The 26536-nt window shown below is 42.4% G+C and carries 21 protein-coding genes; 11 read left to right on the top strand and 10 right to left on the bottom strand.

The genetic code is table 11. The features are described from left to right. Positions 1-132 precede the first annotated feature (132 nt). From FTU65_RS03330 to FTU65_RS03320, 3 genes are all read right to left on the bottom strand, one after another. Positions 133-810, bottom strand: coding sequence for a hypothetical protein (locus FTU65_RS03330; RefSeq protein WP_180009900.1), 678 nt, complete (start codon positions 808-810; stop codon positions 133-135). A 226-nt stretch (positions 811-1036) separates the two neighbouring features. Further along, positions 1037-1765, bottom strand: a complete 729-nt coding sequence (locus tag FTU65_RS03325; protein ID WP_180009899.1) for a type III pantothenate kinase — start codon at positions 1763-1765, stop codon at positions 1037-1039. 22 nt (positions 1766-1787) lie between these two features. Further along, positions 1788-2543: a biotin--[acetyl-CoA-carboxylase] ligase gene (locus tag FTU65_RS03320; protein WP_180009898.1), complete on the bottom strand. Its 756-nt coding sequence runs from the start codon at positions 2541-2543 to the stop codon at positions 1788-1790. 29 nt (positions 2544-2572) lie between these two features. On the opposite strand from FTU65_RS03320, the gene FTU65_RS03315 reads away from it, so the two are divergent. From FTU65_RS03315 to ligA, 5 genes are all read left to right on the top strand, one after another. Continuing rightward, complete coding sequence (locus FTU65_RS03315) at positions 2573-3385, top strand: sulfite exporter TauE/SafE family protein (RefSeq protein ID WP_180009897.1); 813 nt, start codon at positions 2573-2575, stop codon at positions 3383-3385. Between the two features lie 147 nt (positions 3386-3532). Next, positions 3533-4228 carry a GntR family transcriptional regulator gene (locus FTU65_RS03310; protein ID WP_180009896.1) on the top strand — a complete coding sequence of 232 codons (696 nt, stop codon included), beginning with the start codon at positions 3533-3535 and terminating at the stop codon, positions 4226-4228. A gap of 10 nt (positions 4229-4238) precedes the next feature. Further along, complete coding sequence (smc, locus tag FTU65_RS03305) at positions 4239-7688, top strand: chromosome segregation protein SMC (protein ID WP_180064964.1); 3450 nt, start codon at positions 4239-4241, stop codon at positions 7686-7688. 1 nt (position 7689) lies between these two features. After that, positions 7690-8742: a cell division protein ZipA C-terminal FtsZ-binding domain-containing protein gene (locus FTU65_RS03300; protein ID WP_180064963.1), complete on the top strand. Its 1053-nt coding sequence runs from the start codon at positions 7690-7692 to the stop codon at positions 8740-8742. A 98-nt stretch (positions 8743-8840) separates the two neighbouring features. Next, a complete protein-coding gene (ligA, locus tag FTU65_RS03295; RefSeq protein WP_180009893.1) occupies positions 8841-10874 on the top strand; it encodes an NAD-dependent DNA ligase LigA in 2034 nt (677 codons plus the stop codon). A 242-nt stretch (positions 10875-11116) separates the two neighbouring features. On the opposite strand, the gene FTU65_RS03290 is transcribed toward ligA, so the two are convergent. From FTU65_RS03290 to FTU65_RS03280, 3 genes are all read right to left on the bottom strand, one after another. Then, on the bottom strand, positions 11117-12580 hold the full coding sequence (locus FTU65_RS03290) for an amino acid permease (protein ID WP_180009892.1): 1464 nt from the start codon (positions 12578-12580) through the stop codon (positions 11117-11119). After that, entirely contained in the window at positions 12580-13614 is a 1035-nt protein-coding gene (locus FTU65_RS03285; protein WP_078192341.1) for a methyltransferase, read from the bottom strand. Before FTU65_RS03285 ends, FTU65_RS03290 begins: the two co-directional genes overlap by 1 nt. Before the next feature lie 66 nt (positions 13615-13680). Beyond that, positions 13681-15051: a uracil-xanthine permease family protein gene (locus FTU65_RS03280; protein ID WP_180009891.1), complete on the bottom strand. Its 1371-nt coding sequence runs from the start codon at positions 15049-15051 to the stop codon at positions 13681-13683. A 173-nt stretch (positions 15052-15224) separates the two neighbouring features. On the opposite strand from FTU65_RS03280, the gene typA reads away from it, so the two are divergent. Next, on the top strand, positions 15225-17060 hold the full coding sequence (gene typA, locus FTU65_RS03275) for a translational GTPase TypA (protein WP_078191150.1): 1836 nt from the start codon (positions 15225-15227) through the stop codon (positions 17058-17060). Between the two features lie 291 nt (positions 17061-17351). Further along, the gene (gene mscL / locus FTU65_RS03270; protein WP_180009890.1) at positions 17352-17783 is read left to right on the top strand and encodes a large conductance mechanosensitive channel protein MscL; all 432 of its coding nucleotides are present in this window, start codon (positions 17352-17354) and stop codon (positions 17781-17783) included. A 38-nt stretch (positions 17784-17821) separates the two neighbouring features. Here the strand turns inward: mscL and FTU65_RS03265 are convergent, their stop codons facing one another. From FTU65_RS03265 to mutM, 3 genes are all read right to left on the bottom strand, one after another. Then, positions 17822-18196 (bottom strand): hypothetical protein, encoded by a 375-nt coding sequence (locus FTU65_RS03265; RefSeq protein WP_005007840.1) that lies wholly within the window; start codon positions 18194-18196, stop codon positions 17822-17824. Between the two features lie 197 nt (positions 18197-18393). Continuing rightward, a complete protein-coding gene (locus FTU65_RS03260; protein ID WP_078192338.1) occupies positions 18394-18672 on the bottom strand; it encodes a peptidylprolyl isomerase in 279 nt (92 codons plus the stop codon). Next, positions 18669-19523, bottom strand: coding sequence for a bifunctional DNA-formamidopyrimidine glycosylase/DNA-(apurinic or apyrimidinic site) lyase (gene mutM / locus FTU65_RS03255; RefSeq protein ID WP_180064962.1), 855 nt, complete (start codon positions 19521-19523; stop codon positions 18669-18671). The genes FTU65_RS03260 and mutM overlap by 4 nt, the downstream gene beginning before the upstream one ends. A 389-nt stretch (positions 19524-19912) precedes the next feature. Here mutM and FTU65_RS03250 point away from each other — a divergent pair, with 389 nt between their 5' ends. From FTU65_RS03250 to FTU65_RS03235, 4 genes are all read left to right on the top strand, one after another. After that, on the top strand, positions 19913-21166 hold the full coding sequence (locus FTU65_RS03250) for a carbohydrate porin (RefSeq protein ID WP_180064961.1): 1254 nt from the start codon (positions 19913-19915) through the stop codon (positions 21164-21166). An 18-nt stretch (positions 21167-21184) separates the two neighbouring features. Continuing rightward, a complete protein-coding gene (locus tag FTU65_RS03245) occupies positions 21185-23290 on the top strand; it encodes a TonB-dependent receptor (RefSeq protein ID WP_180064960.1) in 2106 nt (701 codons plus the stop codon). Between the two features lie 12 nt (positions 23291-23302). Next, complete coding sequence (locus FTU65_RS03240) at positions 23303-24418, top strand: NADH:flavin oxidoreductase/NADH oxidase (protein ID WP_180066340.1); 1116 nt, start codon at positions 23303-23305, stop codon at positions 24416-24418. Positions 24419-24495: 77 nt separating this feature from the next. Further along, positions 24496-25425 (top strand): AEC family transporter, encoded by a 930-nt coding sequence (locus tag FTU65_RS03235; protein ID WP_180064958.1) that lies wholly within the window; start codon positions 24496-24498, stop codon positions 25423-25425. Between the two features lie 73 nt (positions 25426-25498). Here FTU65_RS03235 and FTU65_RS03230 read toward each other — a convergent pair whose 3' ends face one another. Beyond that, positions 25499-26305, bottom strand: a complete 807-nt coding sequence (locus FTU65_RS03230) for a tetratricopeptide repeat protein (RefSeq protein ID WP_180064957.1) — start codon at positions 26303-26305, stop codon at positions 25499-25501. Positions 26306-26536 lie beyond the last annotated feature (231 nt).

The raw sequence follows: 26536 nt of genomic DNA, 5'->3' as shown, positions 1-26536 counted from the left end.
GTGTTTAATAGATCGCGTGTTTTGTAGATAAGATATTTAGTGAAGACTGAGATTGCAATCATGCAATTGGTGCAATTGAGGAGAAAAAAGGCGCAATCTGCGCCTTTTTTGTTTGTTCAAACTGTTGAAAGATCAGTCGAGTTCTAAAGCAACACGTTCACGAATGTCGTCAATGTCGTCATTGGCTTCACGACCATCTTCCTGCCAAGCTTTATAGCCACCAACATATTCACCGTCGGTATCGACCACATATTCAGCCGCAATTTTTCCTGAGGCATACCATAAGCGATAGGCGTCATTACCATTTTCATCGACTTTATACGCTGCGCCACGTTGTCCTGTTGGATAAAATTCTTCGCCTTGGATGCTCACGCCATCTTGGTTTACAAAGGTAGATTCTACTTTGCCGTTTTTACGATAAAGCGTTACCGGACCTTCGATGTCACTGCCACTGAAACTAAATAATTTCATCGGATCTTTAACCCAAGCAGGTGAGGATTGAGGGGTTTTGGTTTCTTGGTAAAAATCTTGAACTAAAAAATCACCTGTGGCATTACGACCTAAAAGTACACGGTAATAGCCGTCTTTGACTGGGGTCATGTAATAGCTTGAGTCAATATACGATACGCAGCCGCAGTAATCAGGATTATCTTCATCACCGAAATAACCCAAAACTGCTTCAGATGTGCTGAGCTGTGATTTGATTTCGGCAGGGATTTTAGAGTTGGCTAGATTTTGTGTCGTGGTACAACCGCCGAAGAATAATGTAGAGGCGAACAGGCTTAAACCCAGTAAATTTTTAAATTTCATATCTATACTCTTCGTCTTATATTCTATCTTGAAAGACATTTTTAAATTATAAAGTTGCTGATGTATCTGTTGATCATCGCAGGCTATTGTAATTCCTTGGACGAAAAAAGGTCATGAATCGCGATACAATTTGTAACTATGCTTGTGTGAAATAACCATCAATAAAAAAGCGTGATCACCATTGGCCATCACGCTTTCACAGTTTGCTATCAAATAAATGGCTAAATTACACACCATTTACATAACTTTGTAGGCCTCGAAGCAGCAAATCTGCTTCGACAGCCGGCTGATATTGTTCTAAATAACGTGCAAATAGCGTAGCATCGCCACCGGTTAAAATTAACCGACTTGGATATTTGTCGAGAACCTTTTCAATGGTGCTGACCAAGCTGAGCAAGATGCCATGATGAACAGCGTCTATGGTGTTTTTACCAGGAGACAGCTCGTCAAAGGTGGCATCTGGAATTTTAATGCCTTTGGTGTTTTGGATGAGCGAATCACGTTGCAAATACAAATTTGGCAAAATATAACCGCCTAAATGTTGTAAGCCATCCGTTAAGTCAATGGTGAGTGCCGTTCCACAACTAATCACACAGTATTTTTGTGTAGGGTCTTTGACCACTGCGAGCATTTGCAGCCAACGGTCGATCCCGAACTTACTGGTGTCTTCATAAGCACAGCGTAAGCCCGCATATTCGGCATGAACTTTGGCAATAGTGACAGGAACGGCTAAAAATTTAAGAATTTTTTGAATCCGATCATTATTTTTCTTGTCGAGTACCGAAGATATCCCCACCTGATCTAAGTCCAAACTTTTAAAGTGCTGGATTAAACCGAGTAGGAGTTCGGCAGGCGACTGTAAATGCAGTTCCGCAGCATGCTCTATAATTTGATCGTGTTCAGTAATCCAGTATTTCAGCCGAGTATTACCGACATCGAGCCATAATTTTTTCATCAGTAGGCCTTTGCAATCCTGTTTATGATTGATCTGCTAAACGTAAGCGACCCTGGAAATGATTTTCTAAGCGCTGCGAAGTTTGGATGTTGATCGAACCATCATTTTCAATACCGAGAAAGAGACCTTGGCTTTTGCCTTGCAGGTGTTCAAGTTCAACGGGCTGTTGCATAAATGCAGCATAATGGTTGAATCGTGCAGCGAGGTTATAGCAGTTATGATCGAACCATTCACCTGCAAGTTGAATCGCTGCATAGAGTTCAGCAATTAACTGCAAACGGTTTGGCGAGGGAAGTCCGAGTTCAGATAACGAGGTTGCACGTTGCTCAATTCCTGCGGATGGAATCGGAAATAAGTTCATCCCAACGCCGACGATCGCTTGATGTGGCGAAATCGGTTCAATCAAAATCCCGCCCCATTTGCCTTGTGGACTATATAGGTCGTTGGGCCATTTCACTTGTAATGCGAGATTCTGCAAACTAGGCATTTGTAAGATATTTAAGGCTATTTCGAGTGCAAGCCGCCCATCTATAGATGTCTGTAAATTCAGCAATGTGCTTAAATAGATATTACCAACGGGTGAGACCCATTGATGATCGCGTTGCCCACGCCCCTGAGTTTGCTCTTCACTGCATACCAAAACATGTTGAATGCCTTTTTTGGCAATCTCACGGACATCGTCATTGGTCGATGTAGTAATGGGCTTCAGTAATAAAACTTCAGGCGGCTGAGGTACTGTGCTCAGCAATTGCTGTAAGTGTCTGGTCTCTAAATCCATTTGAATCTGAGAGTTGTGGAATAATATTGATGGAGTTAATCATATATTTACTGATTGGTGCAATCGCTGGTTTTGCTGCGGGGCTATTTGGTGTGGGCGGTGGCCTGATTATTGTGCCGATTTTATTCATCGTCTTTACCCAACTTCAGTATGATCCCAGTGTGATTATGCACATGGCGGTGGGCACATCTTTAGCCACGATTATTGTCACCTCACTTAGCTCGGTTTCGGCGCATCATAAAAAAGGTGCCGTGCTGTGGAATGTCTTTCGGAATTTGTCACCGGGTTTGGTGATCGGTTCATTTCTCGGTGCAGGCATTGCAGATTATTTATCAGGGCAGGGTTTGCAACTGTTAATCGGCTTTTTTGCGGTCTGGGTAGCCTTTAAAATGTTTCGCGGTGCAGCGACACCAGTCGATCCGAATAAACATTTACCCTCACAAGCCATGCAAATGGCAGCAGGGGGTGGTATTGGGATTGCCTCTGCGATCTTCGGTATTGGTGGTGGCAGCTTAACCGTCCCATATTTGAATAAAAATGGCGTCATTATGCAAAAAGCGGTCGCAACGTCTGCTGCATGTGGTTTACCGATTGCGATTGCTGGGGCCCTCGGCTTTATGTGGTTTGGTCATCAAGCCGATATCGTGGTTCCCAATACCATTGGTTATATCCATATTTATGCATTTATCGGGATTAGTGTAATGAGCTTCATCACTGCGAAATTGGGTGCGAAAATGGCTCATATGTTGTCGCCATTTATGCTAAAGCGTTGTTTTGCATGTTTATTAACAACAGTCGGCTGCTATTTTATTTACCAAGGTGTGCAAGCCTTTGGCGCATGATTGTCCGTTTTGACTGACAAAATTGGCTTTGTTGACACAAGATTGTCAGACAATGTCATGTTCAATTAGGTTGCTTATCGTTTCTAATGCAAATAGATTGAGTGTAAATCTGAACATTGCATCTTATAAAAAAAAGATAGGAACAGTATGCAACAACAAGAAGCGGACAGTTTGTCGGAACAAATTGCCAAACACATCGGTGAACAAATCATTCGCGGTGAGTTGGTCGAAGGCGAGCGTATTCAGGAACTCAGAATTGCGGCCGAATTGGATGTGAGCCGTGGCTCTGTTCGTGAAGCTTTATTGATTTTAGAACGGACCCAGCTCATTGAAATCTACCCGCGACGTGGCGCCTTAGTCTCTGAAATGTCGGCTTTACAAGTGCGCTCATTATTTGATATTGCAGCATTATTGTTGGGTCAAATTGTGTATCGTATGGCGGAAACGTGGCGCAGCCATGAAGCTGAGCGTATTCAGTTATTACTTGAACAATTAGACGTGGAAACTCGCCAAGGCAATACTGAAAAGTTTTATGATCTGATTTTTCAGGGCATGGCTCGTCAGCATGAAATGGTGGGAAATACCTACCTGATGCGTTATTACCAAGAATTGTTGCCATCACTCAGACGTAGTTATTTCCTGACACTGAATATTTCACGACGTGAACTACAAGAATCTTTTGATTTGTTTAAATTAGTGACTGATGCAGTTTTAATCAGAAAATCACATCAAGCCACTTTATTTATGGAAGATTTTTGTCGACACTTACGCAACCTTGTGTTGGAATCACTAACACGGATGAAACAAATCGAATTAGCGTGGGCGAGACGTTCACGCCGCTGATCAGGACATTATGCGTTTAAGCAGTTTAAAACTTTCCGGCTTCAAATCTTTTGCCGATAGCACAACTCTAAAATTTGAAGGCAACCGTAGTGCGGTTGTTGGACCGAACGGCTGTGGTAAATCCAATGTGATTGATGCCATTCGTTGGGTTATGGGTGAATCCAGTGCCCGTCAATTGCGTGGTGGCACCATGCAAGATGTTATTTTTACCGGAACGGCCAAGCGTAAACCAGTCGGGATGGCGAGTGTTGAACTGCGTTTTGATAATACCTATGGCAAGCTAGGTGGCGCTTATAATGCCTATACTGAACTAGCAGTTCGTCGTCAGGTCAATCGTGATGGTAAATCCGAATATTTCCTCAACGGCACCAAATGCCGCCGTCGTGATATTACCGATATTTTCTTAGGTACCGGTTTAGGTCCACGTTCGTATGCGATTATTGAACAGGGCATGATCAACCGTTTGGTCGATGCCAAACCTGAAGAAATGCGTGTGTATATTGAAGAAGCCGCTGGGGTTTCTCGCTATCAAGCTCGTCGTCGTGAAACGTTGCAGCATCTAGAACACACCACTCAAAACTTAGAACGTCTCGAAGACATTGCATCAGAACTGAAATCTCAGCTGAAAACCTTAAAACGCCAGTCTGAAACGGCGGTGCAATACAAAGAATTAGAAACCCAAATTCGTACCATTAAGATCGAAGTGTTGTCTTTCCAATGTGAACAAAGCACGCGTTTACAGCAAGAATACACGCTCGACATGAATGAGCTCGGGGAAACCTTCAAACTGGTTCGTTCTGAGCTGAACACCCTTGAGCATGACTTATCTTCCACCAGTGCTTTATTTCAACGGCTTATTCAACAGTCCACGCCATTACAAAGCGAATGGCAACAGGCGGAAAAGAAACTGTCTGAGTTGAAAATGACGCTGGAGCAAAAGCAGGGTTTATTTGCACAAAATTCGGCAAGTTTGGTGGAGCTTGAAAAGCAAAAAGCTCAAACCAAAGAACGTTTACAGCTATTAGAGTTACAACTGGAAACGCTGCAAGAACAGCAAGATGGATTTGTTGAGCAATTACAGCGCCAAGAAAGCAGTAGTCAAGATCAGACTCAACAATTGGCCGATTTGAAAGCTCAGCATCAACAAGCGGTTCAACAATTTGAACAATGCCGTGGGCAAGTCGAAAAGCAGCAACAGCAAAAGCTACAGATGTTGGCGCAGAGTGAACAATTGACCAAAAATATTGGTCGAATTGAGCAACAACGTGAGACCCTGCAACAGCAAAGAGGTCAAATTCAGCATCAGGCGCAGCAAGATGAGTTGGAGCAGTATCAGCAAGATAAGCAACAGCTCGAACAACAAATTACGCAACAAGAGCAGGTGATTGCCGAAACGCAGACACAGCTTGCAGCTGCACAAGAACAGCAGGCACAGCACAAAAATACGGTGCTGCAGTTAAAGTCAGAAATACAGGTGCTGTTGTCCGAGCAGAAAAACCTAAATCAATTGATGATTAAAGCCAGTCCAAAGCAGCAAAGCCAGCGTCAACATTTAATGCAGCAGTTGCAGTTGAGCACGCAAGGTAAACAGCATGCGCAACTGGTCGAGAAATTTTTGTCTAAATGGCTGAGTGCTCAAGTCTTGGGACACAGTGATAATTTTCAAGACAGTATTGCACGTCAGGTCAAAGGCAGTTATCACACAGCAGCACAAATCGTTGGATTAGACGCTTTGGCGACGTGGATTGAAGCACCACAACTTTCGATCTGGCAGCAGGTCGCGATTGCTGAAACATTGACGATGGCATTGAGTCATCAGGCTAAACTGGCTGTTGGTCAGTCGATACTCACGCTCGATGGTTATCATGTCGGTGTGGATTGGGTGATTGGTCTAGACTATGACGAGGACAGCCAAGCAGGGCAAGGTGCATTGAGCCACCGTATTCGCTTGGATGAATTGATTGAATTACTTGCAGAGCAGCAGCCAAAGCTAACGCAACTAGAAGGCCAATTGCCTGAGTTGCAAAATGCCGTACAAGCTTTACAGCAAAATCTGCAACAGCAACATAGCCAATTAAAAAATTGGCAAAAAGACATTCAAAATGCTGATGTTGCGATTGCGAAGGCACAAAGTTCCCATCAGGCTTTTGCATTACAAAAGCAGCAGTTACAAGATCAATTGCAGCAACTTGAAGCACAGCTTGAAGAAGATGCCATGCAAAAAGATGATTTGGAAATAGATCTGCATGCGCTGACGATGAAGCTTGAGCAAGCCTTGCCCAATTATAAAACCTTGCAATTCCAAGTTGAGGAATTGAGTCTAGCGCTGGAAAGTGCTCAGCAAGTGGCACTACACAGTCAGCAAGAATTGGAAATCGTGCGTCGTCAGTCTGTACAGACGAAACAACAGATTGAATTATTAGAAAAAGACACGGTCTTTTTGAAAGCGCAAACTCAGCAAATTATTGGACAGATGGAACAGGCAAAGAAATTTGTCGATCCGGTACAGTTAGAATTGCCTGCGCTTGAGTCACAGTATTCAGAGCAAGCCCAAGTCACTGAACGTTTACAAAAAACATGGAATGACTGGCAGCTTGAACTGAATAATGTTCAGAGTAAACAACAGACATTGACGGAACAACGCCATTCACATCAACAGCAAGATGAAAAATTGCGTACGCAATTGGAAGAAAAGCGTCTAGCTTGGCAATCCGCGCAGTCTGATTTGCAGCATTATTCTGAACAGCTGAAAGAAATGAACAGCGAAATGCTGACAGGTTTAAGCATTGATGTGGTATCCCATCAGCAAAAACTAGAAAAAGCACAGCAGCAGTTTGATAAATTGGGTGCAGTCAACTTGGCTGCGGCAGAAGAATATACTGAAGTTTCTAAACGCTTTGATGATTTAAGCCACCAAATTGATGACTTGCAAAAGACCGTTGAACAACTGCAAGCCGCGATGAAAAGCATTGATCAGGAAACGCGAAAGCTGTTTATGACTACTTTTGATAAGGTCAATGCTGAACTTCAAGAGTTGTTTCCGAAAGTATTTAATGGTGGTGAAGCAAGTTTAAGCCTTGAAGATGGTTGGCAATCAGGTGTAAAACTGATGGCACGACCACCGGGTAAACGAAATAGCTCTTTGGCATTATTGTCGGGTGGTGAAAAGGCATTGACCGCATTGGCTTTGGTTTTTGCGATTTTCCGCTTAAATCCTGCACCATTTTGCGTTTTAGACGAAGTCGATGCACCTTTAGACGATGCAAATGTAGGAAGATTTTGTAATCTTGTAAAAGAGCTTTCAGAACAAGTGCAATTTATCTACATTACACACAATAAACTGGCAATGACAATGGCAACTGACTTACTTGGTGTGACCATGCCAGAACCAGGAACTTCAAAATTAGTGACTGTGAATATTGAGCAGGCCAAAGAATACGGTTTAGCTGCGGAGGCATAACATGGAAATCACCACTATAGCTGGGATTGTAATCGCTGTAATTATCATGGTTGTGGGCATTCGAATGATGTTTCGTAAACCTGCGGATGCAGCGCCATCACTCGACACCGAATTACATATTGACCCTGATAGTCAGCAACCTGTTATTCCGCGCCATGTACGAAATCAGTTAAATACACCTGAAACCACGCAACGTGTAGAGCCGACTTTGGCTGAGGAAAAAGTCACAGCGGTTGAAACGACTGAAGCTGTTCAAGCGAATGTAACGCAAGAAGCAATGGCAACAGAACAAGCTGAGCAAAGCGTTGAGGCTATTGCAAAGACTGAGACGACTACGACGGATCCCGTTTCAGTTGAAAAAGCTCAAACTGCAACAGAAGACAATACATTGTCTACAGAAACAACAGAATCTGCAACGGTTGCAACTGTAGCCACCGATGCCAATCACGCAGCGACTCCTGCGACGAATGTTCAGGCTGACGCTGTTCCTGCAGAAAAAGCACCAGAATTTAGTGTAAATAGTGCAATTGAAAAAGCTGAAATTAGCGATTTTGATGAAGAAAGCAGTATTTTGGATGCTCATTTACATGAACAAAAAATTGTTGATGAAGAAAGTGCTTTAGCAACTGCGGAAACTTATATCGCCTTAAATGTGTTCCCGGATAGCCGTGCCTTGTCAGGTGAAAAAGCATTAAAAGTGTTGCTGAAGTACGGTCTGCGTTTTGGCGAAATGGCCTGTTTCCATCGCTATGATGAAGAAGGGACAAAGTTATTATTCTCTGTATTACAAATGAATAATGATGGCGCTGCGCAAGGTTTTGATCTTGAAACTTTATCGACTGAAGAAGTAAAAGGTTTGGCCTTCTTCTTGGCGCTTCCACACAGCGATGTACAAAATGCCTTTGATACTATGGACAGCATTTCACGTCTAATTGCACGTGAAATTGACGGTACTGTGTATGATCAAAATAACCAAGAATTTACACCGCAGATGCGTGAACATTGGCGTCATCAAGCGATTGATTATCGTCAAGGTCAAGCTATCGAAGTCTAAGCGTCTTTGATTGAAACTCACCGAGTGGGTTTCTATAATAGCAACAGATAATGAAATTTGAGGGCGGAGCATGAACCGCCCTTTTTTATGGTGAATGTATGACACAACAATCCACTGTCGTTGCACAGATGCGACAACTGATTCAACTCTTGGCGAAGCATAACCATGCCTACTATGTCATGGACACGCCAGAAATTGAGGACAGTGAATATGATCAACTTTTTCACCAATTAAAAGCTTTAGAAGAGCAATACCCTGATTTAGTACAACCTGATACACCAACTACAAAAGTGGGTGGAAAGGCCTTGTCTAAGTTTGAATCTGTAACCCATGCAGTACCCATGTTGTCATTGGGTAATGTGTTTAATGCAGAAGATTTATTTGCCTTTGCGCGTCGTGCGGAAGAGCGCTTGCCGAATCAAAAAATTGAATATGATGTCGAATTAAAATTTGATGGACTGGCCATTTCTCTCTGGTATGAAAATGGCATTTTAGTCCGTGGTGTGACACGGGGCGATGGTGAAACTGGGGAAGACATTACCCAAAATGTAAAAACCATTCGTAATTTACCTAAAGTACTGACTTCTACACAGACTGAAATTCCAAGTCTGCTTGAAGTCCGTGGTGAAGTCCTGATGCCAAAGTCAGGCTTTGAAAAGCTTAATGCTGAAAATGAAGCCAAAGGTGAAAAAACCTTTGCCAATCCACGAAATGCAGCAGCAGGAAGCTTACGTCAACTCGATCCTGCAATTGCGGCTTCGCGTCCTTTGGCTTTTTATGCCTATGGCATTGCACAGTGTGAACCACATCATGGGCAAACCACCATGTCTGCAAGTCTTGAGTGGTTGACACAGTTTGGTTTTGCTGTCGGTGAACGTCACTTTATTTGTGATAGCATTCAGGACGTACAAGCTGAGTATGAGCAAATGATCATTGATCGTCCAAGCCTGAGTGTTGAAATTGATGGCATGGTGATTAAGGTAAATAGCCTGAAGCAGCAGCAAACATTGGGTTTTTTAAGTCGTGAACCACGCTGGGCAACGGCATATAAATTCCCTGCAGTCGCAGCGCTGACGACAGTTGAAAATATTGATTGGCAAGTGGGGCGTACAGGGACTTTAACCCCAGTCGCGCGTTTAAACCCTGTGGCAGTCGGTGGCGTAACGGTTTCCAATGTCACTCTACATAATATTGGTGAAATTCACCGTTTAGATGTACGTGTAGGTGATACAGTCAGTGTTTACCGTAGTGGCGATGTGATTCCAAAAGTGGAAAAAGTATGGCCTGAATTCCGTCCTGTAGATACGGTAGAAGTTCAGTTACCTGCATGTTGCCCAGTCTGTGCATCTCCTGTCGTGATGCCAGAAGGTGAAGCCTTGGCACGTTGTTCAGGTGGTTTGTACTGTGCTGCACAGCGTATTGAGGCGATTCGTCACTTTGTATCGCGTAAAGCTATGGACATTGAGGGCTTAGGCGACCGTTGGGCGGAATCACTTTTACATTTGGATCTACTCAAAGATGTTGCTGATATTTATAGCTTGCATGAGCATCGTGAAAAATTACTGACCATTGAAAAAATGGGTGAAAAGTCGGTTCAAAACCTCATCGATTCTATTGAAAATAGTAAGAAAACGACACTAGGCGCATTTATTTATGCACTTGGCATTCGAGGCGTGGGTGAAACCACGGCACGCATGCTCGCCAATACCTTCCAAACCTTTGATGCGATTCGCCATGCAGATCTCGAATCCTTGAAAAAAACGCCAGACGTTGGTGATATTACCGCTGAATGGATTGTCGACTTTTTCCAAGCGCCGCATAACCTCGAAGTGGTTGATCGTTTGTTGGCAGCTGGGATTCATTGGGATGCACCTGTTGCACCAAGTCGTCAGCCGCTGAATGGCGAGAGTTGGGTGATTACTGGAACATTGAGTACCATGGGGCGTGATGAAGCGACGCAAATGCTTCAAGCCTTAGGCGCACGTGTCAGTGGTAGTGTTTCGGGTAAAACCAAATGTGTGGTTGCGGGTGAAAAGGCAGGTTCTAAATTAGAAAAGGCTGAAAAACTGGGTATTCCGGTGATGAGCGAAGACGAGTTTATTGCCTTTGTACAACAGCATAATGCTTCTTAAGTATTGAAAATCAAACCTGAAAAGGTTGTGACTTTTGAACAAACGCCTGATGCATTGCATTGGGCGTTTTTATTTTGCTGCTTAACATGATTGCGTCAGCCTATCAGTTGTTGATGATAGATCAGACATCATTCCTCAACATCACTCACGAAATATTTTGTTAAAGCGTGAATGTATTGAGATACAATTTTAGCCATAAAAAAAAGCAGCTTAGGAGCTGCTTTTTTTATTCAGTGATCACATTATTCTTGATCAACTTTCATTGGTTTTACATCCATTTCTTGATATGAAACCAACTTGGTTTTGTGTTTCCACTTATAACCAAACCAAATGGCAAGGAATAAGAAAATACCAATATAGGTAGAAACAACGGCTAACCACTCACCATCTAAAACGGCTTGATAGTTCTGACCAAGGACCACGATGGCACACAAAATAAAGGCAAACCAAGGTGCAAATGGGAAGAATTTTGCACGGTAAGCAAGATCTTCCAATTTATTGCCTTGAGCCAAGTAGCCTTTACGGAAGCGATAATGTGAAACTGCAATACCGAGCCACACAATAAAGCCACACATACCAGACATGTTCAGTAACCAGTTAAAGACCGCTTGTTCACCGATAAAGGTGGTTAAGAAGCACAGTGCCGCAATCGCTGTTGTTGCATAAAGTGCATTCATTGGTACACCACGTGAATCTAAGCGACCAAAGACTTTCGGCGCACTGCCTTTACGTGCCATATCAAAGAGCATACGGGTAGAGGAGTACATACCAGAGTTACCCGCTGATAAAATCGCGGTTAAGATCACTGCATTCATTACTGATGCAGCAAAGGCAAAACCTGCTTTTTCATACAGTAAGGTAAATGGTGATAGTGCAATATTTTCAGTAGATGCCGCTTGTAATAAACGTGGGTCATCATAGGCAATGAGTGTACCGATAATGAAAATACACACGATATAAAACAACAAGATACGCCAGAAAATTTGCTTAATGGCAATAGGGATGGTCTTTTCAGGATCTTTCGATTCACCAGCAGCCACACCAACCATTTCAGTCCCTTGGAAAGAGAAACCGGCAATCATGGCTACACCAATCAAGGCAGATAAACCGCCGACAAATGGGGCTTCACCCTTGCTCCAGTTGGCAAATGTTTCTACGCCCGGTGTCAGCATGATTTTGCCAATCATAAACAAACCGATAATGATAAAGGCAACAATTGCGAGCACTTTAACTAGGGAGAAGAAGAATTCTGATTCACCAAAGCCTTTTACGGTCAGTGCATTAATGGCAAAGACGATTGCGAGGAAAATCGCACTCCAGTAGAAGCCCGGAATATCTGGAAACCAGAATTTCATAATGAATTGGACTGCAACCAATTCAAATGCCACGGTAATCGCCCAGTTATACCAATAGTTCCAACCCAAAGCGAAGCCGAAACCACCCTCGACATATTTGGTGCCGTAGGTAAAGAATGCACCCGAAGTTGGATTATGTGTTGCAAGCTCACCTAGACTGGTCATCAAGAAGTAAATCATGATACCAATTAAGCAGTATGCAAGCAGGGCGCCACCCGGGCCTGCATTGGCAATGGTTGCACCTGAGGCAAGGAATAAACCTGTACCAATTGATCCACCAATTGCAATCATGTTGAGATGGCGAGCACCCAACTTACGCTGAAGCTGAGCTGGTTTTTGAGTTTCGCTCATCATTGTTCCTTAAGATTTTTTTGCGTGCTCGCAAACAAGACTTTAAATCCTTGTTGGTCGGCTTTGATTGTACATTGACCGTAATGTTGCTCAATTAAAGTCGGATAATTGAGGAATCGGTTGGCAACAATCCAAAGCTCACCCCCAGACTTCAAATGTCTGCGCGAAGTTTTGCATAGATTTTCACTGGCATTGTAGTCGGTTTGAATCCCTTGATGGAAGGGTGGATTGCTGACTATGGCATGTAAAAATAATGGAGCATCCTCGATTCCTGTGACCGCTTTAATCTCAAGTTGTTCAGGTTCAAGCAAATTTTGTTCAAATGTCATTTGTGTAGACGCTAGTGCAAAGGCATCTACATCCATGGCAAAGATACGATTTTTAGGATTCAGTTTGGCTAAATAAGCACTGATAACACCCGCACCACAGCCAAAATCTGCAATTTTGCCAGAAGTCACCTGTGACAAATAAGGCAATAATGTAGCCGTACCCACATCTAAACGGTTCTGGCTAAATACACCCGGCAGTGCGCAAATCGTAAGCTCACCATTTGGGGTCTCTACTGGATATTTTTGCACCCAATCTTGCAGTGGCTTCAGTGTGACAGTTTTTTCCAATAGGGTTTGCCACATTTGACAGTGACGCGCACTATCAATTTTTAGGGTTTTACCAAAGGGTTGTAATTGTTTTGCTGCGCGTTCAACACCGCCTTTTTTCTCACCCACGAGGAAAATAGACGCACCTTGAGCAAGATGACTTGCGACATTGTGTAATAAATAATTCAGCAGTTCTTTTGATTTCGGAACAAAAATAACCGCTTGATCAAACTGACCTTCAGGAAAATCGACACCAAAATGGACGTTTGACTGTTGATTTTGAAAGTACTGAAAATCATTAAAATTCCAGCACCAAATCGATGGCTTAATATTGTCATTCAATTGACTGAGTAAGTCATCTGTCGGTGCATTTACGAAAAGCACGCGATCTTGTAATAAATCGATCTGTCGTATAACGACTTCACTTGTGAGATCCATAGATTTCTCCATCATAAAAAACACTGCCTAGGGCGGAACCTAGGCAGTGTTCTTTGACAAATGAACTTACTTCTTCACTTCAGGAAGAACAATATTCAAAATAAGGGCAGCGATACCACCAGTGGCAACGCCTGAACTGAAGATATTACGGAACAATTCAGGAAGATGTTCAAGGATTTGTGGTACTTGTGCAACACCTAGACCCAATGCCAATGAAATCGCAATGATTAATAGTGCGCGGCGGTCTAAATGAATGCCTGACAAGATATTAATACCCGAGGCAGCCACGGCACCGAACATGACCATTACAGCACCACCAAGCACGGCTTGTGGAACTGCCTGAATGACACCTGCTACAGCAGGAAGTAAGCCTAAAATAACCAATAGGGCAGCAATCCAAATGCCTACATAGCGGCTTGCAACACCTGTTAACTGAATAACACCGTTGTTTTGCGCAAATACAGAACTTGGGAATGTGTTAAAGATACCGGCAAGGAATGAGTTTGCACCATTCACCAATACACCACCTTTAATACGCTTCATCCATTCAGGGCCATCTACAGCTTGATTTGAAAGCTTAGAAGTCGCGGTAATATCGCCAATCGCTTCCAAAGATGTCACAAGGTAGATAAATGCCATTGGAATAAACAAGCTCCAAGAGAAGCTTAAGCCAAAGTGCATCGGTGTTGGAATTTGAACCAGTGGCGCATCTTTTAAACCATCAAAGTTTAAATGACCCATAAAGCCTGCAAGGATGTAACCGACGACTAAGGCAATGAGGATGGCAGAACTTTTTACCCATGTAATACGCACACGGTTCAATAAAATGATCAGTGCCAAAACGGTACATGACATGATGAGGTTGTCTGTATTGGCAAATGTTTTATCGCCCATGGCTTGATAACCACCACCCATGCTGATCAGGCCTTCTTTAATTAAAGTCAGACCAATCAATAGCACCACAATACCTGTTACCAATGGGGTAATCAGTTTTTTCACCCACGGTAAGATCCGTGACACACCCATTTCAATGAATGAACCTGCGATCACGACACCAAAAATTGCCGCCATAACTGCTTCTACAGGTGTACCTGCCGCAACCATTGCAGAACCAATACCGATAATAGGACCAATAAAGTTAAAGCTGGTTCCTTGTACAATCAGGAGACCTGCACCAAATGGACCGACTTTTTTACATTGTAAAAAGGTTGCGATACCAGAGATCACCAATGACATCGACAGAATCATATTGGTGTCTTCTTTTGACACACCAAGTGCCAAACAGATCAGCAGACCCGGCGTCACAATTGGGACAATAATGGCCAATAAATGTTGAAACGCAGCGAGAAAAGCAATAAAAGGTTTTGGTCGATCATTCAATCCATAGACTAAATCGAGTTGATCTTTTGCTTCGGGAGATTGGTTTAAATCAGACATGCGGCACTGAAAATTAAGGCTAGGTGGCGCTATTCTAATCTGTTTACACAGCTTTACAAAACCAAAAGCGTGCCAGTCGTCAAAAAAAATGCGATTGTCAATAAACTGTCACTACTAAAATCTATATTTTTTCTGTATAATTTGCCCTCAAACTTTAGGCGTATCGAATTCACATGTCAGATATTAAAACTCTCCGTAACATTGCCATCATCGCGCACGTCGACCATGGTAAAACTACTCTTGTAGACAAACTTTTACAGCAATCAGGTGCTCTTGGCGATCGCGCAGGCGAGATCGAACGTGTAATGGATTCTGGCGCTATTGAAAGTGAACGTGGTATTACCATTCTTGCAAAAAACACTGCAATCAAATGGTTAGACAAGCGTACTAACACTGAATACCGTATCAATATTGTGGATACCCCGGGACACGCCGACTTCGGTGGTGAAGTAGAACGTGTAATGTCAATGGTTGACTGCGTACTTCTTCTTGTTGACTCTCAAGAAGGCCCAATGCCACAAACTCGTTTTGTAACGCAAAAAGCGTTCGCACGTGGTTTGAAACCAATCGTAATTATTAACAAAGTCGACAAGCCAAACGCTCGTCCAGACTGGGTAATTGACCAAGTATTTGATTTGTTCGACAACCTTGGTGGTTCTGACGAACAGTTAGACTTCCCAGTTGTATATGCTTCAGGTCTTCGTGGTGTGGCTGGTCCATCTCCAGAAGAACTTGCTGAAGACATGACTCCATTGTTCGAAACAATTGTAGACATCGTTGAACCACCAGCGGTTGACGTTGACGGTCCATTCCAAATGCAAGTGTCTTCACTTGACTATAACAGCTTCGTAGGTGTTATCGGTGTTGGTCGTATTCAACGTGGTTCAGTGAAATTAAACACTCCTGTAACTGTAATCGACAAAGACGGTAAAACACGTAACGGTCGTATCTTAAAAATCATGGGTTACCATGGATTAGAGCGTATCGATGTTGAATCAGCTTCTGCTGGTGACATCGTTTGTGTAACGGGTATTGATGAACTTCATATCTCTGACACAATCTGTGATCCAAAAGCAGTTGAAGCTTTACCTGCACTTTCTGTAGACGAACCTACAGTATCGATGACTTTCCAAGTAAACAACTCACCGTTTGCTGGTAAAGAAGGTAAATTCGTAACTTCACGTAATATCCGTGAACGTCTAGATCGCGAATTGATTCACAACGTAGCATTACGTGTTGAAGATACTGACAGTCCTGACCGTTTCAAAGTGTCTGGTCGTGGTGAGCTTCACCTTTCAGTTCTTATTGAAAACATGCGTCGTGAAGGCTTCGAAATGGGCGTATCACGTCCACAAGTAATCATCAAAGAAATTGATGGTGAAAAACAAGAGCCATACGAAAACGTAACTTTTGACGTTGAAGAGCAGCACCAAGGCGCTGTAATGGAACAAATGGGTCACCGTAAAGGTGAAATGACCAATATGGAAGTTGACGGTAAAGGCCGTATCCGTATTGAAGCAACTGTTCCTTCACGTGGTTTGATTGGTTTCCGTTCTGAATTCTTAACAATGACTTCAGGTACAGGTATCATGACTTCAAGCTTCTCGCACTACGGTCCAATGAAACAAGGTACTGTTGCGAAACGTCAAAACGGTGTGTTGATTTCTATGGTTCAAGGTACTTGCTTGGGCTATGCATTGTTCAGCTTACAAGACCGCGGCCGTCTATTTGCACGTCCACAGTTAGAAGTTTATGAAGGTATGATCGTTGGTATTAACTCACGTTCAGACGACATGACTGTTAACCCAACTAAAGCGAAACAGTTAACTAACGTACGTGCTTCTGGTACTGATGATGCGTTGACTCTTGTTCCTGCAATTGAATATACGCTTGAACAAGCGCTTGAATTCATTGAAGACGACGAATTAGTTGAAGTAACGCCTAAGTCAATCCGTATCCGTAAACGCTGGTTGACTGAAAACGAACGTAAACGTAACCGTAACGGTTAATTTTACAGTTTCAAAAAAAACCGCTGACTTAGGTTAGCGGTTTTTTTATGCATGGGTGTTTTGAATAAAAAGGGAAAACTTGAATGACTTTATTCATTTGATCCGACATGCATAATATTGATAAATCCTTTTTAATAGAGTGAATTACTATAGTGAAAAATGTTTTGTGTGAATTTTTATACATGGTATTTAGAATCTAATATAAACCAAGTAAATTAGGTGGAAATGGTTATACAGATATAATGTATACTTCGTCACAAAATTAAAGCTGAAAAAATTTCTGGAGATCACATGAGTATTATTCAAGAATTTAGAGAATTTGCCATAAAAGGCAACGTGATGGACTTGGCTGTCGGTGTCATCATTGGTGGTGCGTTCGGTAAAATCATCGATTCCATGGTAAAAGACATTATCATGCCTTTTATTTCTTGGATCCTTGGTGGTGACGTTGATTATTCAAATTGGTTCGTTGTATTAGGCGATAATCCAAATAACCTCACCACGCTCAAAGCTGCACAAGATGCAGGCCTTAATGTTTTGGCTTACGGTAACTTCTTAACTATCTTAATCAACTTCTTGCTTTTGGCATGGGTCGTATTCTGGTTAGTGAAATTGATGAACAAATTGCGCCGTCAAAAAGTTGAAGAGCCAGCTCCAGAGGCGACTCCAGAAGATATCGAATTACTTCGTGAAATTCGTGATGAATTAAAACGTAAAGGTTAATCCTTTAGCAGTGAAAACGGCGCTTAAAGCGCCGTTTTTTATTGTGAATTTTGTTGAGGCGTCATTTTCATAAACTTAGGTTCTGATGTCGAAAAAACAATGCCATTTCGAATGCCTGTAAATACTTCATTTGCTTCTTCAGGTGATTCGGGTGCGCAGGCTTGTTGACCTAATATAAATAAGACTAAAGGGTGATTTTTGGATAATTTGCTAATTTGCTGTATCGCATCATACCATTTTGATTCATCGTTACGATTCCCATCTAAATCTAGTGCCAACTGGACTTCACCATGAGGGTTCATATCTTGATCATCATATAATGCTTGGATAAGTGCATGCTTTCGTTCACCTCGAATGATTGTAAAATCTGTTGTATCGACAGTGCCAAGACGAAAATAGTTGTAATAGCCCAATGGAATGTCCTTTGTTTATTATTAAGTAGAATTGATTTAGTGCAATGTTATCTGGTTGCTATGATTTATATTATATGATTGAAAACCGCCAGCCAATGTTCTGAACGATTGAAAAAAATACTGGGATTATGTGCTTTAAGATGAAAAGCACATATTCGCGATATACTCGTTATAGCATGTTCAATGTGGGTGCTATGTTACATCCGAAACTTAATTTCTAATAAATGCCAGCCAAATTGGCTTTTGATCGGACCATGCAGTTCACGTTCAGGTAGGGTAAATACCGCTTTATCAATTGGACCAACCAGTTGGCCTTTTTTAATGTCGCCAAGCTCACCGCCTTTTTTACCCGAAGGGCATGTCGAATGCTGCTTTGCAATTTTGGCAAAGTCCGCACCGCCTTTGATTTTCTTTTTCAGTTGCTCACATAGTTCTTTATCTTTGACTAATATGTGGCGAACAATCGCAGACTTCATGCTTTATTTCCTTTCAGGGTTTTCTTAGTCAGCATTTTAACCTTTTTTAAAGGTTGGCACTCAGGGCAAAACACCGAAGCACGCTGTCCCAGTTTGATATTTTGCATGGTGGTTTCACAGTTGATGCACATTTCACCTGCGCGTCCGTAGGCGAGTAGGGTTTGTTGGAAATAACCATTTTCGCCCATCGCATTGCTGTAATCGCGTAAAGTTGAACCGCCTAAATCAATCGCCTGTTTTAAAATACGTTTGATTTCGATGACCATTTTTTCAACTTGTTCAAAACTCAAACTCGATGCAGGCTGCGCAGGGTGTATGCCGAGGTTAAATAAGCTTTCCGTTGCATAAATATTGCCGACACCGACTACGATATGATTGTCCATGATCGATACTTTGATACCGGTCTGCTTATTTTTAAATTTTTGGAATAAGTATTCAGCATTAAACGCATCACTCAGCGGTTCAGGGCCAAGCGTGTCAATCAGTTTGCTTTGAGATGATGCATCTAACCATAAAATACAGCCAAAACGGCGCGGATCATGATAGCGTAATTGCATATCTTCAAAATGAATCACCAGATGATCATGCTTTCGTAATGCTTCATGACCTTCACAAATCCGAAAACTGCCAGACATGCCCAAATGCCACAACATGCTGTCCTGTTCAAATTCAGCCAAAATATATTTTGATCGACGGCTGAGCTGAAGCAGCTTTTGACCGACGAGTTTTTGAATGTCGTCAGGAATAGGCCAACGCAGGCTCGACTGAAAAACCTCAACTTTGAGAACCTTTTCATTCAATAATGGCAATAAACTGGTTTTAGTGGTTTCTACTTCTGGTAATTCAGGCATAAAGGTCGAAGCAATGGATCATTCAAGTTATGCATACTATTGGGCCTAGCCCTACAGAATGCAAGTTTCATCGCGGCCTAAGGGAGTGTATGAATAGGTTATTGATTATTAATTGTGAGAATAATAAACCAACAAGTCACAATAATGAGTTTGAATAAGCGATCAGAAGTTAAACAATTGAATTAATAGATATATAAGATATTGAAAAATAATCACTAAAAATATTGCATAACAATAGATTTATTTAAAATCATTTATTGATAAATTAAAGTTTTGTGAATGATAAAAATAATGCTGAGATAGAACGTGAAAAATTATGTAATTTTTGTGACATTAGATTTCAAGCCTTGTGGCTTGTCTAGAGACTCTCTCCAGATTTAGGTTTTACCATGAAAAAATACAGTCTAGCTCTTCTACCTGCATTTGTTGCAGCAGCCATGACACATGTTCACGCCGCAGAAGCATTCGACACTAAAGGTCAGTACATGCTCGGGGATTGGGATGGTAAACGTACCGAACTTGCACAACAAGGTGTGAAGTTTGAGGCCAATATTGCTGCTGATGCTGCCTATCTTGCTGATGGTGGTCGTAATCCGGGACATTCAGCAACGGTAGCCAGCCAATTGTGGTTAGGTACACAGCTTGATATGGAAAAACTTGCAGGTTGGGATGGCGTGACTGTGCGTGCTGTAATGACTGCTCGTCAAGGTCAAAGTACCTCAGTTCGTGATTTGCAAGGGGATGTTCCTCAATTGGCAAATGCACAAGCCAATTTTGGTCGTGGTAATCAGAAAACTCGCTTATCTGAACTGTCTATTGAAAAGCAATTTAAACAGCAAGGCTTAAGCATTAAAGCAGGCCGTTTAGGTTTGGGCATGGACTTTAACGTGATGGGCTGTGACTTTGCCAGTACTGCGTTTTGCGCTGCGCAAATGGGTAAATGGCAAGGCAATATTTGGATGAATACCCCAGTTTCACAGTGGGGCGCACGTGTGAAGCAAGAGCTTAGCCCAGAACTTGCTGTACAAGCGGGTGTGTATGAATACAACCCTGAAAATGCTTTGGAACGCCATGGTTGGAATTTGGATACCGATGATGCCGATGGTGTAACTATTCCTGTAGAAATCATTTGGACACCGAAAGCATTGGTGAATGGCTTACCGGGCAGCTACCGCTTTGGTGCGATGTACAACACTGCAGATAATGTAAAAAATCAAAAAGACATTATTTCGGGTGAAGCTGAAGATCGTACCTTTGGTGGTTGGGTAGCGATTGAGCAACAGTTAACGTCTACAGGTGAAGGCAAACGTGGTTTGCATAGCTTTGCCAATTTTACTTGGCATGATCGTGTCACCACAAAAGTTGATAACTCACAGCAGTTGGGTTTGAAATACATTGGATTGGCCGATCGTTTACCTAACGATATGGTGGGCTTGGGCGTGAACCGTGTACATGTCAATGATCGACTTTCTGCTGAGAAATTTGATGCAAGTGCAGAATATAATGTCGAGTTGAACTATAGCCATAACCCGACGAAATGGTTGATGATTCGCCCTAGTTTACAATATGTGATTAACCCAGGCTCAACAAATCGAGTTGATGATGCTTTCCTAATTGGTTTAAGCTCTAAGGTAATCTTCTAATGTCAAAATAGGTGCTCTATGCAAAGTAAATTTAACGTCACATCATTTAAGACACATTTACTTTGCCTGACGGCATGTATTAGCCAACAGCTGTATGCAGAAACAGGTTCTACGGAACCTGTTTTACTTCCTGAGATTACCATTGAAGCACCACGAACCAATACCACGTGGTTAAAAACACCTGCATCGGTATACCGTGTACAGCAGGCTGAAAATAATAACAATACGGGTGTAAATCTGTCCGAAACCTTAAAAGGTGTGCCCGGCCTGCAACTGAATAACCGTGAAAACTACGCACAAGACTTGCAACTGTCTATGCGAGGCTTTGGCGCACGTTCAACATTTGGTGTGCGTGGTATCCGTTTATATGTTGATGGAATCCCTGCGACCATGCCGGATGGTCAGGGACAGACGTCAAATATCGATATGAGTAGCTTAAATCATATCGAGGTATTGGGCGGGCCATTTTCCTCTTTATATGGTAACTCTTCGGGTGGGGCGATTTTAACAACGACCAAGCAAGGTACTGGAAAAGACTCCATCGAACTCGGCTATTCAGGCGGCAGTCATAATAAAAGCCGTGCTGATATTGTGCTGCAAGGTGGCTCAGAACAGGCCAATGAACCTAGCTATGTTGTGAGTTCTTCTTATTTTGAAACCGATGGCTACCGTGATCATAGTGCTGCAAATAAGGTACTCAGCAATGCAAAACTGACGTGGGATTTGGATGATGGTTCCAAGGTCAATTGGATTGTGAATCATGTGGATATCAATGCCGATGATCCACAAGGTCTGAATCGGGAGCAATTGCGTCAAAATCCGAAACAAGTTAATGATGCCAATAATACCTATGATGTACGTAAGGAAATTAGCCAAACTCAAACTGGGTTGACGTGGAAAAAACCATTGAATGAGCAGCATGAACTCAATGCAATGGTGTATATGGGGCAACGTGATGTGGTGCAGTATCAGTCCATCCCCAAAAATCCACAAAATAATGCGCGCCATGCAGGTGGTGTGATTGATTTTAGCCGTGATTATTATGGAACAGATATTCGCTGGACAGGCAAAGACCTTTTGCCGAATACGCGTTTTACTGCAGGCCTTGCCTTTGATTATATGGATGAAGACCGTAAGGGCTATGAAAATTTTGATGCCAATGGAAATTTTGGCAAGAATGGCAATATTCGTCGAAATGAAAATAACACCTTGTGGAATTTAGATCCCTATGTCCAAGCTTCGTGGAATTTTTTACCCAATTGGACTTTAGATACAGGGCTACGATATAGCAATGTTCATTATGAATCTGACGATAAATATGTCGTGGGTTTAAATAAGGATGACAGCGGTAAAACCGACTATGACAAAGTTTTACCTTCAGCAGCGTTAAGCTGGAATATTGCACCTCAACTCAATGCCTATGTCAGTTATGCCAAAGGTTTTGAAACACCGACCTTTACAGAAATGGCCTATTCTAAAGATGACGGCATGAATTTTGATTTAAAACCGGCCAGTAGCGATAACTACGAGCTTGGGCTTAAATCACAAAATGCATGGGGGAATTTCACTGCAGCGGTATTCCAAAGCAAAACTCAAGATGACATCGTCTCTGCAGGAAGTATCAATGGTCGTGCAATCTATAAAAATGCCGATAAAACCTTACGTGAAGGTGTTGAGCTTTCATGGAATAAACAGCTATGGCGAGATTTAAGTGCGCAAGCAAGCTACAGTTATATCGATGCTACATTTGATACCGCAATACCTGACAGTGATGTCGTCAGAGGCACCTATATTCCGGGTATTGCCAAAAACCAAGCGTTTGCCGCACTGAATTGGCTGCCAGATATTGGCTTTAATGCCGGCCTAGATGTTCGCTATATGGATAAAGTCTATGTCGATGATGCCAACAGTGATGCTGCGTCGAGCTATACCGTGGTTTCTGCCAACGCTGGTTATGTGTGGAAACAAGCAGATTGGAAAGTTAAAACCTATGTACGTGTAGATAATTTGTTTGATGAAAACTATGTCGGTTCAGTGATCGTCAATGATGGAAATGGACGCTTCTTTGAACCCGCGGATGGTTTGAATTGGAGTGCAGGATTAAGTGTGACCAAAGCCTTCTAAAAGGAGAGTAATGTGGCGTTGTTATTTCAACCAATTCAGTTTGGAACATTGGGGCTGACTAATCGAATCGTGATTGCACCCATGTGTCAATATTCTGCCAATGAGCAAGGGGAGTTAAGCTATTGGCATGAGCAACAATGGGCGAATTATGCCTTGTCAGGTGCCGGACTATGTATCATCGAGGCAACGGCCGTACAGGCAGAGGGGCGCATTAGCTATGCAGACCTCGGCCTTTGGAATGATATGCAACGTGCACAGATGAAGGCACTATTGGCCAAGGTGAAATCACTTTCACCTATGCCATTTGCTATCCAACTGGCACATGCGGGTCGTAAGGCATCGACAGATAAACCGTGGGCAGGACGTGGACAATTACCTCCAAATCATCCTCAAGGATGGCAAACTGTTTCAGCCAGTGATTTGCCCTTTAATGCCACAGATCATGCACCCCATGCTTTAAGCCGAGATGAAATCCAGCAGATCATTCAAGACTTTGCCGATTCAGCAAAACGTGCGGTAGATGCAGGCTTTGACTTAATTGAGCTACATGCTGCACATGGTTATTTGCTGCATCAATTTATGTCGCCATTGTCGAATCGGCGTAGCGATGAATATGGTGGCAGTCTGGAAAATCGCATTCGGCTGACGCTTGAAGTGTTCCAAGCCATGAAAAATGCCGTTCCTGAAGATTATCCAATTGGGGTACGTATTTCCGCAACTGACTGGATGGAATATACTGAAGCACCGAGTTGGGATCTAGACTCGGCAATTGGCTTGTCAAAAGCGCTTGCACAACTAGGAACAGCCTATATTCATGTTTCTAGTGGCGGCTTAGATGTTGCGCAAAAAATTCAATTACAAGCCAGTTATCAAGTGCCTTTTGCTGAAGCCATTAAGCAAGCCGTTCAGGTTCCCGTAATTGCTGTGGGTTTAATTACCGAAGCAATGCAAGCCGAAGGCATCTTACAATATGGTATGGCAGATGCGATTGGTCTAGCTCGTGCAATTCAATATGACCCGCGTTGGCCATGGCATGCTGCTGCAGAACTCGGTGAAAATTTAAAAATTTCTCCGCAGTACTTACGCTGTCAGCCGCATGCACAAAGAAGTCAATTTACGGCTTTCTAATTTTCAAAATAGAGGTCCGCTCCACACTCTCAGGTTGAGGGTGTGGATGGAAGAGTCTATTACACAGGATATTTCGTATGGTCTTTGAGGTGATTGGTCCAATCTTTTTTCTTTTGGCCTTGGGATATCTGTCGGTAAAATGCAGTTTATTGAGTAAAGAACAGGTCGGAACCATTGGTGCATTTGTGATTAAGATTGCACTGCCGGCTTTGTTTTTTCAGTCATTAGCTTCTAAAGATTTGCATCAAATTTGGTATCCCGGCTATTTCTTTGTTTATACCGGAGTCACGTTTTTACTGTATTGCATGGCCTATTGGCTATTGTCGACACATTTTAAAAATAATATGTCGCAAACAGCGGTACTGTCACTAGGCGCTGGCATGTCAAATACAGGCTTAATTGGCACTGCAGTGCTAAGCTTGTTGGTCGGTCAAAATGCGATGACCTATACCTCATTAATCGTCATCATTGAAAGTGTGCTGCTGATTCCAACGGTGCTGGTCCTTGCGCAATTAGGAAGTTCACAGCAAAAAGCCAATATTGGCGACATCATCAAAAATACCTTATTAACCCTGTTAAAAAATCCACTCTTTGCAGGGGTAATGCTAGGGATTGGGTTTGCAATTTTCCAAATCCGTTTGCCTCATCAAATCAATGATGTACTGGCGATGTTAGGTCAAACGGCTTCACCACTGGCGCTGTTTGCAATTGGTGGTGGGATTGTCGGTATGAGCTTAAAGTATATGAATGCTCAGAGCTTCTATTTGGTGATTTCAAGCAACTTGGTGATGCCTTTACTGACTTATTTAGGCTTACGCTATTTGACCGATGTCAGCCAAGAGATGTTATATGCAGGGACGATTATTGCCGCATTACCGATGCCGACGATTTTTGCCATGCTAGGACAAGTTTATGACTTAAATGAAAAGACCTTAACGCCTTTATTGATGAGTACCATCTTGGGCTTTGTCGTAACAGGTGTATTAATCAGTTTGTGGTGGGCGTGATTTTGATCAGCTCAAGATTTGCTTAAACCCATGAAAAAAGCCCTGCATGTGCAGGGCTTTTTTTAATGCTCAATTAACTCTTTTTCGCATTGGCTTTTGGCGCTTTGGCTTGTTCAGCAATCATTTTATCCACGGTTGCTAAAGATTCTTTGGCTTGTGGAATATTTTCTTTGGCTAAAGCGCTAAATATTTTTTTAGCTTCAGGCAAATTTTGCGGGATGATATTGCCATTTACAAACATATTGCCCACCGCCATCAATGCAGGGACATAGCCTTTTTTTGCTAATTCTTGAATGCTATTCAGACCTTGCTGAATAGGCTTTTCATTTTTAGTTTTAAAGCCCGCACTGATGTCATAAAGTGCTTTGGCATGAATCGCAGGGTAGTTGCCTTTTTTAATCAGCGGATCAAGTTTGCTGAGTGCCAATTTATCTGACTCAGGTTTATTTTCTGCAAAAAGTAAAATGGCATAGTCGATGGAGGCATCGTCAAAACCTGCCGAAGATGCGCGTTCTAAATATTGTTTGGCCTTATTGGTGTCTTGTTTTAAGCCCAGTGTGCCCGTTGCATAATTTTTACCTAAAACATAGTTAGCAACAGGGTAGCCTTTGGCTGCAGCCTGTTCATAGAGTTGGATGGCTTTTTTCTCATCCTTCGCTACGCCTTGACCTGTTTGAGTAAGATAGCCCAAATTATAAATAGCCTGAGCATTACCTTTTGCTGCAAGTTTGCTCAGTGTTTGGTAGGCGCCATTCATATCTTTGGCCTTGACCATGGCTTCCACTTTAGCAAATTCAGGATCGACGGCATCTGTTTTAGTTTCAGCAAAAGCCAATTGAGCGCTCATTGCTATAATGCTTGCGAGTAGGATTTTTTTCATCTTGAAACCTTTTGTAAATCATACACATAATTCCGTTTATGTGTTTTGGTGGTTATTTTTGTCGGTTTTTACATCATAGGTAGATTTACGTAAATGTAAAGTGAGGAATTGTGATTTAAAGCGTTTTTATAAAATAATGTTGATTGCCCTTAGCGCTTTAAATGCTATGACTTTATTGCATCAAAAGCCTTTGCAAAAAAGCAGGACTCTGATTTAATCGCGCATTGTTAT

The organism is Acinetobacter sp. YH12129 (assembly GCF_013418685.1).
Taxonomy (GTDB): domain Bacteria; phylum Pseudomonadota; class Gammaproteobacteria; order Pseudomonadales; family Moraxellaceae; genus Acinetobacter; species Acinetobacter amyesii.
Note: the sequence above shows the minus strand (reverse complement) of the source record. Positions and strands in the feature narration are given on the sequence as shown.

Excerpts from the sequence above, each read along its gene's own strand:
- FTU65_RS03300 (WP_180064963.1), top strand. The coding sequence starts at position 7,690 with ATGGAAATCACCACTATAGCTGGGATTGTAATCGCTGTAATTATCATG.
- FTU65_RS03250 (WP_180064961.1), top strand. The coding sequence starts at position 19,913 with ATGAAAAAATACAGTCTAGCTCTTCTACCTGCATTTGTTGCAGCAGCC.
- FTU65_RS03325 (WP_180009899.1), bottom strand. The coding sequence starts at position 1,765 with ATGAAAAAATTATGGCTCGATGTCGGTAATACTCGGCTGAAATACTGG.
- FTU65_RS03260 (WP_078192338.1), bottom strand. The coding sequence starts at position 18,672 with ATGAAGTCTGCGATTGTTCGCCACATATTAGTCAAAGATAAAGAACTA.
- FTU65_RS03320 (WP_180009898.1), bottom strand. The coding sequence starts at position 2,543 with ATGGATTTAGAGACCAGACACTTACAGCAATTGCTGAGCACAGTACCT.
- FTU65_RS03235 (WP_180064958.1), top strand. The coding sequence starts at position 24,496 with ATGGTCTTTGAGGTGATTGGTCCAATCTTTTTTCTTTTGGCCTTGGGA.
- smc (WP_180064964.1), top strand. The coding sequence starts at position 4,239 with ATGCGTTTAAGCAGTTTAAAACTTTCCGGCTTCAAATCTTTTGCCGAT.
- FTU65_RS03330 (WP_180009900.1), bottom strand. The coding sequence starts at position 810 with ATGAAATTTAAAAATTTACTGGGTTTAAGCCTGTTCGCCTCTACATTA.
- FTU65_RS03310 (WP_180009896.1), top strand. The coding sequence starts at position 3,533 with ATGCAACAACAAGAAGCGGACAGTTTGTCGGAACAAATTGCCAAACAC.
- mscL (WP_180009890.1), top strand. The coding sequence starts at position 17,352 with ATGAGTATTATTCAAGAATTTAGAGAATTTGCCATAAAAGGCAACGTG.
- ligA (WP_180009893.1), top strand. The coding sequence starts at position 8,841 with ATGACACAACAATCCACTGTCGTTGCACAGATGCGACAACTGATTCAA.
- FTU65_RS03280 (WP_180009891.1), bottom strand. The coding sequence starts at position 15,051 with ATGTCTGATTTAAACCAATCTCCCGAAGCAAAAGATCAACTCGATTTA.
- FTU65_RS03285 (WP_078192341.1), bottom strand. The coding sequence starts at position 13,614 with ATGGATCTCACAAGTGAAGTCGTTATACGACAGATCGATTTATTACAA.
- FTU65_RS03290 (WP_180009892.1), bottom strand. The coding sequence starts at position 12,580 with ATGAGCGAAACTCAAAAACCAGCTCAGCTTCAGCGTAAGTTGGGTGCT.
- FTU65_RS03245 (WP_180064960.1), top strand. The coding sequence starts at position 21,185 with ATGCAAAGTAAATTTAACGTCACATCATTTAAGACACATTTACTTTGC.
- typA (WP_078191150.1), top strand. The coding sequence starts at position 15,225 with ATGTCAGATATTAAAACTCTCCGTAACATTGCCATCATCGCGCACGTC.
- FTU65_RS03315 (WP_180009897.1), top strand. The coding sequence starts at position 2,573 with ATGGAGTTAATCATATATTTACTGATTGGTGCAATCGCTGGTTTTGCT.
- FTU65_RS03230 (WP_180064957.1), bottom strand. The coding sequence starts at position 26,305 with ATGAAAAAAATCCTACTCGCAAGCATTATAGCAATGAGCGCTCAATTG.
- mutM (WP_180064962.1), bottom strand. The coding sequence starts at position 19,523 with ATGCCTGAATTACCAGAAGTAGAAACCACTAAAACCAGTTTATTGCCA.